The organism is Sphingobium cupriresistens LL01 (genome assembly GCF_001046645.1).
Taxonomy (GTDB): Bacteria; Pseudomonadota; Alphaproteobacteria; order Sphingomonadales; family Sphingomonadaceae; genus Sphingobium; species Sphingobium cupriresistens.
Genome location: NZ_KQ130439.1, coordinates 26930 through 38445 on the forward strand (window position 1 = coordinate 26930; position 11516 = coordinate 38445).

General features: G+C 61.9%; 16 protein-coding genes and 1 other annotated feature. Of the genes, 4 read left to right on the forward strand and 12 right to left on the reverse strand.

What is annotated here, in order from left to right:
• Positions 1-3: 3 nt before the first annotated feature.
• From V473_RS20960 to V473_RS23735, 5 genes are all read right to left on the reverse strand, one after another.
• The gene (locus tag V473_RS20960; protein WP_125977904.1) at positions 4-2358 is read right to left on the reverse strand and encodes a VirB4 family type IV secretion/conjugal transfer ATPase; all 2355 of its coding nucleotides are present in this window, start codon (positions 2356-2358) and stop codon (positions 4-6) included.
• Between the two features lie 28 nt (positions 2359-2386).
• A complete protein-coding gene (locus V473_RS20965) occupies positions 2387-2731 on the reverse strand; it encodes a VirB3 family type IV secretion system protein (protein ID WP_019368216.1) in 345 nt (114 codons plus the stop codon).
• A gap of 63 nt (positions 2732-2794) precedes the next feature.
• Positions 2795-3160: a TrbC/VirB2 family protein gene (locus tag V473_RS20970; RefSeq protein WP_125977902.1), complete on the reverse strand. Its 366-nt coding sequence runs from the start codon at positions 3158-3160 to the stop codon at positions 2795-2797.
• Positions 3157-3843: a lytic transglycosylase domain-containing protein gene (locus V473_RS20975; RefSeq protein ID WP_019368214.1), complete on the reverse strand. Its 687-nt coding sequence runs from the start codon at positions 3841-3843 to the stop codon at positions 3157-3159. The genes V473_RS20970 and V473_RS20975 overlap by 4 nt, the downstream gene beginning before the upstream one ends.
• Positions 3844-4204: 361 nt before the next feature.
• Positions 4205-4492: a hypothetical protein gene (locus V473_RS23735; RefSeq protein WP_125977908.1), complete on the reverse strand. Its 288-nt coding sequence runs from the start codon at positions 4490-4492 to the stop codon at positions 4205-4207.
• A gap of 94 nt (positions 4493-4586) precedes the next feature.
• On the opposite strand from V473_RS23735, the gene V473_RS20985 reads away from it, so the two are divergent.
• The 4 genes from V473_RS20985 to V473_RS21000 all read left to right on the forward strand — a co-directional run bounded on the left by V473_RS20985 (position 4587) and on the right by V473_RS21000 (position 6737).
• Positions 4587-5471, forward strand: a complete 885-nt coding sequence (locus tag V473_RS20985; RefSeq protein ID WP_026008893.1) for a DUF7146 domain-containing protein — start codon at positions 4587-4589, stop codon at positions 5469-5471.
• 38 nt (positions 5472-5509) lie between these two features.
• Positions 5510-6067: a thermonuclease family protein gene (locus tag V473_RS20990; RefSeq protein WP_019368210.1), complete on the forward strand. Its 558-nt coding sequence runs from the start codon at positions 5510-5512 to the stop codon at positions 6065-6067.
• Positions 6068-6123: 56 nt separating this feature from the next.
• Positions 6124-6405, forward strand: a complete 282-nt coding sequence (locus V473_RS20995; protein ID WP_017503475.1) for a hypothetical protein — start codon at positions 6124-6126, stop codon at positions 6403-6405.
• Positions 6406-6548: 143 nt separating this feature from the next.
• The gene (locus tag V473_RS21000; RefSeq protein ID WP_017503474.1) at positions 6549-6737 is read left to right on the forward strand and encodes a hypothetical protein; all 189 of its coding nucleotides are present in this window, start codon (positions 6549-6551) and stop codon (positions 6735-6737) included.
• Positions 6738-6758: 21 nt separating this feature from the next.
• On the opposite strand, the gene V473_RS21005 is transcribed toward V473_RS21000, so the two are convergent.
• The 7 genes from V473_RS21005 to V473_RS21040 form a co-directional block, all read right to left on the reverse strand.
• Positions 6759-7121 carry an RNA-dependent RNA polymerase family protein gene (locus V473_RS21005; RefSeq protein ID WP_244884583.1) on the reverse strand — a complete coding sequence of 121 codons (363 nt, stop codon included), beginning with the start codon at positions 7119-7121 and terminating at the stop codon, positions 6759-6761.
• Positions 7122-7296: 175 nt separating this feature from the next.
• Positions 7297-8525 (reverse strand): IS3 family transposase gene (locus tag V473_RS21010; protein ID WP_096064161.1). Its coding sequence is split into 2 segments (ribosomal slippage): positions 7297-8237 and positions 8237-8525, totalling 1230 coding nucleotides; the frame shifts between segments, so codons are not numbered across the junction.
• Positions 8130-8244 (reverse strand) — a sequence feature (AL1L pseudoknot). Its footprint overlaps the gene before it by 115 nt.
• The gene (locus V473_RS21020; RefSeq protein ID WP_244884584.1) at positions 8494-8955 is read right to left on the reverse strand and encodes an RNA-dependent RNA polymerase family protein; all 462 of its coding nucleotides are present in this window, start codon (positions 8953-8955) and stop codon (positions 8494-8496) included. The genes V473_RS21010 and V473_RS21020 overlap by 32 nt, the downstream gene beginning before the upstream one ends.
• Positions 8945-9250, reverse strand: a complete 306-nt coding sequence (locus tag V473_RS21025; RefSeq protein WP_019368207.1) for a helix-turn-helix transcriptional regulator — start codon at positions 9248-9250, stop codon at positions 8945-8947. Before V473_RS21025 ends, V473_RS21020 begins: the two co-directional genes overlap by 11 nt.
• A 35-nt stretch (positions 9251-9285) precedes the next feature.
• On the reverse strand, positions 9286-9459 hold the full coding sequence (locus tag V473_RS21030) for a hypothetical protein (RefSeq protein WP_236704401.1): 174 nt from the start codon (positions 9457-9459) through the stop codon (positions 9286-9288).
• A gap of 569 nt (positions 9460-10028) precedes the next feature.
• A complete protein-coding gene (locus tag V473_RS21035; protein WP_148648484.1) occupies positions 10029-10478 on the reverse strand; it encodes a type II toxin-antitoxin system PemK/MazF family toxin in 450 nt (149 codons plus the stop codon).
• On the reverse strand, positions 10475-10960 hold the full coding sequence (locus V473_RS21040) for a helix-turn-helix domain-containing protein (protein WP_017503469.1): 486 nt from the start codon (positions 10958-10960) through the stop codon (positions 10475-10477). The genes V473_RS21035 and V473_RS21040 overlap by 4 nt, the downstream gene beginning before the upstream one ends.
• Positions 10961-11516 lie beyond the last annotated feature (556 nt).

Below are 11516 nucleotides of genomic sequence, written 5' to 3' on the forward strand. Positions count from 1 at the left end.
CCTTCAGCTTGGACGACGACGTTGGTGGAATACGGGGAGCCAATTGGCGGGATCGGGGCCAAATTCGGCTGCGGCCTGCACGGCGATCGGTGTTGTTTCGGCGCGTCCCGACAGCACCGACAGCTCGTCATCGAGGCCTGTCAGATCCAGCTCGACCACAACGCTGTCATGACCCTGCTTCACGAGGAATTTGCGCGATTCCGGCGACAACTCCTCGCGGATGAGCTGATATTCCGCGTCGGTGAGGGAGAACCCGTCAACATAGTCGCGACGCGCACCCTTTGGATTGGGAAGCATAACCTGGGTCGCGACCTGTTCGAGGATCGAGTGGGCAATATCGCTCTTGAGCGCGTCCGCCGGCGACTGCGTGGCAAACACCATCATCGCGTTGCGCTTCCGGTATGTCTTCAAGCCATCCTGCGCGAAGCTCCGGAACGCATCGTCGCCAAGTGCCTTCCAGAACTCGTCGACGGCGATGATCGTGCGCTCGCCGGTCAGCAGCTTGTCGATGCGGTGGAACAGGTAGAGCATCAGCGGCGTGCGGACGTCGGCGTTGTCGAGGAAGTCCGTCATGTCGAACCCGATGAATCGGGCATCGAGCGTCATTTCGTCCGCCGCGTTATCGAACACCCACCCCATCGACCCGCGCGAGGTCCACTTCTCGAGCCGAGCGCCAATACCGCCTGCGTCCGCCATGCCGAGCATCGTGCGCAGCGCATCGAGCGAACGATCCTCTCGCGGAAGCCGCATCACTGCGGCGATCCCTTCATCGATCATCCGCTCTTCCTGAACAGTGATCGGGCGACTTTCGGCGCGAACGAGCTGGCGCACCCACAGCGACAGCCAGGCGCGATCCTCCGGCTTGTTCTCGAGCGCCTTGAGCGGCGCGAAGCCGGTGGGCTTGCCGTTCTCGAGCGTCAGATAGGTGCCACCCGAAGCCAGCACGAAAATCTGCGCACCGCGGTCCTTGTCGACGAAAATCTGACGCGCGCCCGTTTTCTCGGCCTGCGCCATCAGGAAATTGACGATGACCGTCTTGCCGCCCCCGGTCGGGCCAACGATCAGCGTGTGGCCAATGTCGCGCTTGTGAAAGCTGAAGAAGTAGGGGCTGCGTGCGCTCGTCTTCATCAGCGCGATCGCGTCCCCCCAATGGTTCCCCGTGGCGAGGCCAGCGGGATAGGTATGGAAGGGCGAGAACGCCGCGAAGTTCAGCGACGTGATCGGCGCCGGCCTCGCGCGCCATGCGAAATTTCCGACGAGCTGGCTCCAGTAAGCGGCTTCCAGCGCCGCCCCTTCCCGTGCCGCGACCATGCCGGTATCGGCCAGCGCTGCACGGGCGATCGACATGTTGTCGCGCAGGCTCTTGAGGCTGTCGGAATAGACCGCGAGCGTGAAGTGGTGATCGCCCAGGACAAAGCGGTTGGACATGAGATCGTCCGCCGCGTCGACAAGATCGAGCATCTGGCTGACGGCCCGATCATCGGCGTTCTCCATCTGCTTTTGCCGCAGCCGAAAACGCTCTGATGCCGCTGCACGGCCGAGGAATGTGAAGGATTGCGTCAGCACGAACGCGAAATCGACCGCCAGCAGAGATTGAAATTGCGTGGGGGTGGTGGACGCCGGGTATTCCCTGATGCCGAAGATGCCGCCAAAAGCGCTGCGATCGGCATCGCGCACCTCCACCGTCTCGCCGCCGAAGACGACGCGTTGACGATAGAGCGCGCTGCCGAGGTGCCCCCGGATGATCGGAACCCGGCGATGCCGTCCCGTCATCACCATTTCCGCGACTTCCATCGTCTCAGAAAACTTGAGGCCATTATGTCCGTAGATCGAGAGCCGGCGCGGCGAGCAGCGATCCATCAGCTTCTCGAAATCGCGCGCCTTGTCCTCCAGCGCCTCCAGTAGGTCGGCGTCGATCGCATCGGTTTCGGCTTCGGCCCTCGCCTTGTTCTTGAAGAGCTGCACCAGCTTGTCGGCACCGTGGACCGATGGGCGCAACGCCAGCGTTACGAAGAAGCGGTTGATGAACAACCGCTCCTTGTTCATCCGCGCGAAGTAAGCGGCATCGAGATCCCGCGCGAAGCGGGACCGGAAATTGCCGCCGGGATATTGCTCAACCCGAGCGCGGACGAGGTGCGTCCAGATCGACAAGCGATCGTCATGCAGGTTGCGCAGCATCCCATTGAGCTTCGCGTGCCAGTCATTCAGATCGCGCACGTCAGCCGTCTCGAACGCTCGGCCCTGGAGCTCGAACGTCAGCATGATCGCCCCGGAATCGAGCACCACCACCTCATCGGTGACGTGCCGCGCATAGGGCAGGAACTTGGTCGGCATCACTTCCTTGAGCGCGACCTTCATCGGCACCTGTTCCGACAGACGATTGGCCCTAGCCATTGCGGCCAAACCCCTTTCGCTTGATGCCTTTCAGGGGAAGCGGCGTGTAACTCGACCCGCCCCAGAAGACGCGGTTACGATTGGCCGCTTTGGTGCGGCCCCAGAGAAAGATGAGGCGGAAGGCGTTGACGTCGTGGCGCACCACGAGGCGCGAAATGCCGAACATCACCGCTGCGACGACAAGGCCGTAAACGGGGTTTGTCGTCCCGATCAGCGTAATGACCGAGGTCAGCAGGATCACCACGGCCGCCTCGATCGGGATGCCCGCAAACAACGCAGGGCGCGTCACCGCCAGGAACAGCGTGTTGCGCGCCATTACTTCCCGTTCTTCCTCCACGCTACGCACTCCACACGAAACGGGTGTGGACGAGGCGCTGTTCGCACCCCGCCCACATACGGATCAGCCCTGAAGCTGATCGACGATCCACGGCGCCGAGAAGATGATCGCGATACCGATGATGACCGTGACGAGCGCGCCTGTGTTGACGCGACCTGTCAGCCACCCGAAGCCCGCCGCAATCAGCGCAAGGATCGCAACGATGCGCAGGAGCCCGTTGCTCAGCAGACCGAGGACCGCATTGCCGAAGCTCTCCAAATTGGTCTGTGCGAACGCTGGTTCGGCTGTGACGAGCGATGTCAGCGCCACCAGGCTTGCCATTGAGAGCGCCCGCGACGCTTTTCGCTGGCGCGGGGTCATCGCCTCAACCCGCTTGGTGACGTGGGTTCGAAGGGCAAGCGCCGGCCCACCGAAAGATGCGAGATTCATCGGTTTTCTCCTTCTTCGGCGAGCCGTGCTCGCTCATATTCCGCCCTCGCGAACACGTCCCACGATGGCGGCGGTGGTGCGGGCATTGCCTTTGGCGGCCCTGCTGGGGACGTGTTTTCCTCGACCAGCGCGGCGAGCTGCGCAGCCGCGCTCGACCCTGCGCTAGTATCGGTGGCGGGCATCGGTTCACCGATGCGAACGGCGGCGGGCTGGATGCCGTCCGAGACGCCGGCATTGCCGACTACCCGCCCGACATAGCCGTTCGAAAAGCCACGCGACTGCGATCCCGTATTGTACATCGATAAAGCGATGCGGAGCGCGCGCTGCGGGTGAAGTCCGGCGCGCACGCTGTGATAGTTGCCCGAGAGAACCGCTCCGGCAGCGGCGATGTTCGTGCAAGGATCGAACACATTGTCCCAGGTCAGACCCAGGGCCTTCATGTTGCGGGAGTTGATCTGGCCAAGGCCGAGATCAACCGAGTGACCCTTGCCGATATAGTGACGAGCGAGCGCCACCGCCTGCTCACGGCTTGTCGGGACGATCTTGCGACCGAGACCGTTGACGTTGATCGCCCATTCGAAGCCTTGGCTTTCCGTTTGAACGATCGCCGCGATCGTTGCTGGAGCCACACTCGGCGCGCATTGCGCTGCCAGACCCATGATGACCGCGGCGGGGAGCGTCATTACCGCTCCAATGTCTTTGACCCAAGGGGACTGCCCGGCTGCGCCGTACTTTCCAAATGGGATTTGGGTGCCGCTCCCCGCCCCCCATAGGCGGCATGAAGAGCGAAGTTGAGCCGACCCGGTTGGCTGCCGCGCGGGAGGTTCCTGCAGTTCGGCGTGCTGGTGACGCGAACCGGACCGGAGGCGAACGAAGCCGTCATGAGGCGGCAGCCGCGAGCGATGTAAACAAGCGATAAGCCATGTTTTCACTCCACTGGTGAACAAGGCTAAATCGCTATTGGAGCGGGGGCTAGTCCGAAAATGCCCCGGTTGCTCGCTTCATCCCTCTTTGAGAACGGTTCGCAGATTGGTCCGATTTGGCTCAGAATGTAGTTGCGTCCTGTAATCCCGCGAACGGGTGGACGTGAATCACGCCTTCATAGCCATACCCCAACACTATATGTCGGATGGCCGAAGAAGCCTTTTTATACAATCGGATACGTTTCTTATCATAGAGGCCGACGTGATAGAGTGCGGTGCCGCGCCAGCTCACGCGGACATTGATATGCCACTTGCCAGACTCGTGCTGACAGACGTGAACGTCAGTCATCGTCCCGCCTGGAGGGCGTTGCGTCGTCAGCTCGCGTTCCAGTATGAGTTCTAATTCCATTGCCACCCTGCTAAAGCGATTTGACTGGTTTTCGCTGGCGCGCATTGCCCCCGCGCTCTACCAACTATGCGTCCTGTAACGGAGGTGTCCATAGATGGCGCGACGTGAGTCAGCTTCGATCGAGGAGCAGGCGGACCGCATCGTCCGTCAACTCGGCGGAAAGTGGCAAGGTGATTTCGCCATGTGCCGGTGCCCGGCGCACGCAGATGGGAAGGCCAGCCTGTCGATACGTGTTGGCGAGCGTGCCGTTCTCTTCCATTGTTTTGCCGGTTGCACGGCCGACGCGATCATGTCGGCGTTACGGACAGGCAAGATCCTCGCGCCCGCCAATCACGACCCAGGGCAGCGTCAGGACAGCAAGACGGACCTCAACAAGCTCGCGCTCGCGGTCTGGCGTCACGCCGAACCCTTCGCTGGCACACTGGCCGATCGCTACCTGCGCGAGGGGCGGTCGATCGTTCCTGATGGGATCAACGCTCGTTTCGACCCTCGCTGCCAATGCGGTGCTGGTGCCGCCAAGGCTTTTGCGCCTGCCCTTATTGTCCCTATCGAGGAGGACGCCGGCGTCGTCGCGATCCATCGCACATTCCTGCGCCCTGATGGCCGCTGGAAAGCCGATATGGACGAACCCAAGCGAATGCTTGGTAATCCCGGCGTCGGCGCGGTGCGTTGGGGTGGCGTACCGCTCGACGGCATCTTGCGGCTCGCCGAAGGCGTCGAGGACGCCGCCAGCGTGATGAACCTGCTGGAGCCAGGCCGCTTTGTATGGCCCGTTCTCGGGATCGAACGGTATCAGGCTGTTGCGATCCCGGAGAGCGTGCACACCGTCGTCATCTATAGCCAGCATGGGGCCGAGGCAGCGCGCGCGATCGAGCGCGCCACTCCGCATCTGGCGGCCAACGGCCGCCAGCTCGTCGTCAAGCCACCGCCCCATGCTGGCGACTGGAACGATCTGCTGCGCGAGATCCGTTCGCTATGAAATTGTTTCCTGGAGCGACGCGGTTCCAACGATGGACGATGGGGGCGACGTTCCTGATCGTGGCAACCTATGCAATCTCGCAGAACAAGCAGTCGCTCGTCGAAGTCTCGAAAACAAGATTGTCTTCGCCAAGTCCCGGGATCATCGATGGGGATACGATTGATTTTCCCAATGGACGGGTTCGCGTCGTCGGCATCGATGCGCCCGATGATGATCTGCCACAGCTAAAGGCCATCTCCAGCGAGGCGTTGCGCGGGCTGGCGCTCCGGGACGGCGGAATGGACTGCTCGGTGTCTATGTTTGACTATGCGCTGCGGCGGGAGAAGCAGTGCCGCACCGATCCGAAAAGCTACGGGCGGTTGAATCTGGCGTGTCGTTTTCCCGCCAATAAGGCGAGCGTGGGGGCAACGATGGTCGCCCAAGGCTATGCCGTCGACTACCGCATTTTCTCCGGTGGAGCCTATGTCGAGCTGATGCAGAAGGCGGCAGCGCAGCGGGCAGGATTATGGGGCGTGGACTATGAGGGAATGCGTCAGCTTGCTGTTCGCAGGGCGCAGGTGCCGCAGGGATGTAGCACAGGGACGATCAAGAAATAGGCTGCACAATGCTTGAACGCGGATCGCCAAGAGCGGCATTGATCGGCCGCTGGGGGATGGCCCTCACACTTGTTACCGGCGCGGTCCTGATCGGCCGCCTGATCCGTAATTTCCCCTATCTCCTGCCCAATCGGCTTCCTGGCCTTGTCCTATACGAGCTGGGTCCGGCGCTGATCTTGGTTGCTGCGGTCGGCAGCGCCGTGGTCTTCACCAAGGAAGACGGACCGCGCCTTGGCATCCCTGCGCGGCTCGTGCTGTTTGCACTCGTCGCGACGATCGCCGGGACCGCTACCCTTGCTGCCGAATATGCTGCCGCTCTCGACGGGCAATGGCTATGAACACGAGGTGTGCCACGTGGCACACCCCTATCGCGAGACCTACATGGCGTCGCGATGACTTTTGCGAGGGTGTGATGCCGATAGAGCCTTTCGTTCTTATTGTTGCCGATCACGACAGGCGCGTCTTTTCGGTCGAGGGGCCGATGGTGGACGACAACCCGTGGTCAAAGCCGGTCGTCGATGCTCAAGATGGCGGCAAGCGCCACATCAACTGCTTCGTTCCCGGTGGCCCCTCGCGCACCGACGTAGAGACCGCCGCGCGCGAATATCAGCGTGAATATGGGTATGCGCGTGTTGAGGCGGGATCGATCGTCAGCCGCAAACCCTGCTAAGGTCACAGCAACCGGCATCAATCAACCTGGTTCGTTCATGCTATCTATCTGGCGCATTTGACCCGCCAAGCCGCTCAGACGGCCCTTCAGGCGTTGATCGCCGCTGCCGGGCTGCTGGAGGGCCAACCTCGTCTTACGGTGCTTCAGGCGCTGGCGATTGGGCACGACGACCTTCCCGTCGCGAACGACGACACCCGTGATCTCCGCTGGCCGATCCACATAGTGCTTGAGCTTGTGATAGCGCAGCCCTGTCCGGTGGATCATGCGCCGCACATGCCAAACATCTGCTACGGGCACTTTCGCGCCGGAAATTGTCACGTCATCGACATAGACCGTCAGCGTGTAGCCCTTGGCCGTGCAGAACGCCGCGATCTCGGCCCACATATCGTGATAGCTATAATATGCCAGGATCGGGCTGAGGGGACTGCCCGTCGGCAAATGACCCTCGAACGTGCAAAGATCACCAAGAATGCCGGCAACGTCGGCGCGGCATCCCATGATGCTTTGGAAGAACGCGATCTGAAGCGCCCCGGGTTTTCAGGAGGCAGTTTTCATTTGGCTATGCAGCCATATCGAGGTTCTCGAGGGCTGCATAGTAATTGTCTTCGGCCTCAGCGGGCGGGATGTGCCCGATAGGGCCGAAGAGCCGGTGATTATTGTACCAATCGACCCAGCGCAGCGTTGCCATTTCCACGGCCGAAACGCTTGGCCATGATCGCTGCCGCCAGATGACCTCGGCCTTGTAAAGGCCGTTGATCGTCTCGGCTAAGGCGTTGTCGTAGGAATCACCTACGCTACCGACCGAGGGGACGAGTTTGGCCTCGGCCAAGCGCTGGGTATAGTTCATCGCAAGATATTGAACTCCCCTATCGCTATGGTGGATCAGTCCATCATCGGGATCTGGCCTGCGGGCATGAATCGCCTGCTCCAGGGCATCCAGAACGAAGCTGGCAGTGGCTGACGTGCTGACCTTCCATCCGACAATCCGCCGGGCAAAAGCATCAATCACGAAGGCGACATAGACGAAGCCTGCCCAAGTATGCACGTAGGTGAAATCGACGACCCACAGGGCGTTTGGCCGGCTGACGCGAAATGCCCGATTGACCTTGTCCAGCGGACACGGCGCCTTCGGGTTGCTGATGGTGGTGATCGTCTTCTTCCCACGACGGACGCCTGCCAGCCCCATGGCGCGCATTAATCGTTCCACCGTGCATTTCGCCACCATGATGCCTTCACGCCGCATCTGGTGCCAGACCTTGCGTGCGCCATAGAGACCGAAGCTGGCCTCATGGACCCGCTTGATCTGCTCCCTGATCTCGTCATCACGCTGCGCACGTGCTGGACGCCTGCCGGGATCGGCACTACGCGCGGCGTGTTCATGGTAGGAGGATGGGGCGATTGCCAGTTCCCGGCAGATCGGCTCGATACCCAAATCCTCGCGATGGACGTCGATGAACGCCATCATCATCTCCCGGGGCGGTCGAGCTCCGCCATCGCAAAATACGCAGATGCCTTGCGCAAAATCTCGTTGGCCCGGCGTAGTTCCTTCACTTCGCGCTCCAGCAATCTCAGGCGTTCCCGGTCATCCGCCGCCAGCGCCGCTGGCCCCGCTCGTCGGCTCGCCTCCTCGCGGCACCACCGGCGCAGCGTCTCCAGCGAGCAGCCGATCTTCGCCGCGATCGACTTCATCACTTCCCATTCCGAGCCGTACTCGGCCCGCTGCTCCACCACCATACGAACCGCCCGCTCGCGGACTTCAGGTGAAAATTTGTTGGTTGTCTTGCTCATAACGGATGCTCCTTCTCACAAGTTGGAGCCTCCTGGAAACCCGGGGCGCTTCAATCACCCGCACACGGGGCGTGTTGGGGAAGAACTTCTTGATGTCGAGGCAGTGAACGACGCGGTTGCCGCGATGGCGCGCGGCATTGCTGACGTAGCATCGTCCCTTCACCGGGCAGAACAGAAAAGATGGCGGCTCGATCCGCGCCAGCATCTTGGCGATACGGCCCTGTACACGCTTGAGCGGCGCGACCGGATCTTCAACCGGACGTTTTCCGCCACTCTTCTTCTCAATCTCAAACTGCCGATACCGATCCGGCCCGGTCGCCATTGCCCGCAGCTCAGCTTCTGCAAGGCCGAGCACGTCAGCGAGGCGGCGCGGACTCGTGAGCTTATAGAGCTGCGACTGATTGAGCGGGATGACCGTCTTATTCGGCATGGGTCCGACCGGACCGAGCCTCGAGGAATTGAAGCAGGCTCACCACCTTGCCAGCGACAAAGGTCCGTGCCTGGTCGAGCGTGCTCTTCTGATCGAGGTTCTCCGAAAAGAACATGATCGACGAGACAGGCATGTCGAAGACAGTGGCATAGCGCTGGATGATGTCCAGCGTGGGCGTCTTCAGGCCGCGTTCGATTTCCGACAGATACGACGTCGAAACCTCCAACCGCTCAGCCGCCTGCTTCTGCTTGAGGTCGTGATAGACTCGGATCAAGCGAAGAGCTTCACCCAACATTGCATCTCCTTTCAGGAGGCTATTCAGGGTGCGAATTACTGGCGGAAAACCTTGATGATGGAGAGGGCGATGTGGAGCAGTTGCACCACCACTCGCCCCAAGGCCACCACCGTCTTCAAAGTGGACGGACGGATCAGGCGCTTTGCCCAATGCTGCCGTCGCACCGTCTTCGTTCGCGCACGCTTCTCGTTCAGACCAAGCTTTCGCATGGCGTCCTCCTCTGCCAACCCCCACACCATGCAGGGGCGCCGCCGAGGCTTTGGAGGGTGGGGTAGAAGCACGTTAACCCTGAACACCAAGGCGGACACCGGGCCGTCCGGTGGCCGCCCGCGGCGCCGCTCGCTCGCACGCACGGAGCCACAAAGCAGAGAAGGTTTCTTCTCCAGGAGGGGTTTCCCCCTCGGTTGATGGCGACACATCCCCTTTCAAACTGAACGAGAGTGTGATGCCCTAGCGCACTTCGCTAGTCAACGAATAAAATCCGCTCACAGCGAATTTATTGCTCTGCCTAAGCGGCGGCCGACGACGTTCCGCCCTTCCCTGCCATGCGACTGGACGACTCGATGCCAATCTACCGGCGAGCAGGTCATTATGTCTGAAGCTTGCGGGCTGCGTGCCAGTGCCGCAGATAAGCCAAGGGCCGCCCTTTTGAGGCGGCCCCGACCATTTAGTTCCCTCGCGGGAAACGGACACTCCCCAGGGGGAGGCCGCGCGTGCTCCCCATGTAGAAACCCATCCCTTACGATTCAACTAAAATCTGAAAGGACATCAACCGGCCTTACGCGCCGGAACCGGTGGGCGTAGGCGGCACCCCCTGAGGCGGCGACGGGGGCGTCGAGGGCACCGGCAGCCAGGCCAACACAAGGCGCAGCATGTCGTCGAACTCCCCGACCGGCATTCGCATGATGCCGCCTTTGTCAGGGATTAGCCGGCTCACCGCCACGGTCGTCAGCTTGTCGCAGATCGCGAACGCCGCCCGACCGTCAATCGTGGTCTGCAGCGGAAAGGCCCACTTGTTTCCTGGCTGCGCTGCCGTCGAGCAGGGCACCACCGTGACCGCGCCATGCAGCGTGTTCTTGAACGACACGATGATGACGGGGCGCCGCTTCCAGAACTCCGGGAGCTGGGCGTCTTGCGGAAAGTCACACCAGTAGAGCTGACGGATGCTTGGCGCGGCCGTAACCCTCGGTTCCACTTTCGGGGGTGAATCTTGGATATGCGCGTTCACTCGTCGTCATCCTGTACCAGACGCAGCTTAGGCGCCCCGGCCCGGTTCTGACGGCGCTTCGCCAACTCGGCCTTGTCCTTGATCTCAGCCAGCTTCTCGACCGCGAACGGCGCTACTGCCTTAATCAGCCCATCGAGATGGTAGATGTTGGTGCGGCTGCCGGTTTCGGTCCGCCGCTCCTCGCGACGGATATACCCTGCCCCCTCCAGCGCAGCGATGTGCTTCTGGATCGTGCGCGGATGAACGTCCATCGCCTTCGCCATCGTGGTCTTGGACGGAAAGGGCTTGCCCTCCGCCGTCCACCATTTGCTCGCCAGATACACGATGATGTTGAGATCGAGCGGCGACAGCATGAGCTGGCGCTGATTTTCGATGATGACGCTCGGCAATGCAGTCCAGCCCGCATCCATCAGCGGCTTGGTCCACTTCTTCTCATTCGTTCGCAGATCGGCGCTGCTGTCCTTTTGCTTTTTCGCAGCCATGTGATTATCCTTTCTGGCTGCAAATATGCCCCTCGCGCGAAGGGGATTCAAGTTTGAGGGGGCGGCACTAGGGGCGCCCCACAGGGCGCGCAGGCCGCCCCCTCCCCGGCCCTTTGGACCGCCCACCCGGGAGCCGCACGGGGCCTACAAAGCATAGGACATCCCCATATAGGAACCGCTCAGGGTACACTCCTGGCGTATCAACCGAGGATAAACCCAGCGGGAGCCCCCACGGCCTCCCCCTCTCCCCGTGTTTTCCTATTCGCGCTGCCGCAAGGCAGGTGTGCCACGTGGCACACCCCCCATGACACGCCTGGAGCGTGGCACAGCTTGTTGGGCACGCTGCCCTCCCCCGGAGGCCAGACCGGTGCCGGGGAACACCAAGGGCGGCTGCCCTTTCGTTCCCGAACGACAATCAGGCCCCCCGTGTAATCCGCCAAACGCGGCACCCGACGCCCTGCGGAGCGTCGGCCGCGCTAGGCGGCTCGCCCGCGCCAGAGGCCAGATTCTCGCCCTCCCTCCCCATCCCGTTCCTCGCCGGAAAGGCAGAGCCGGT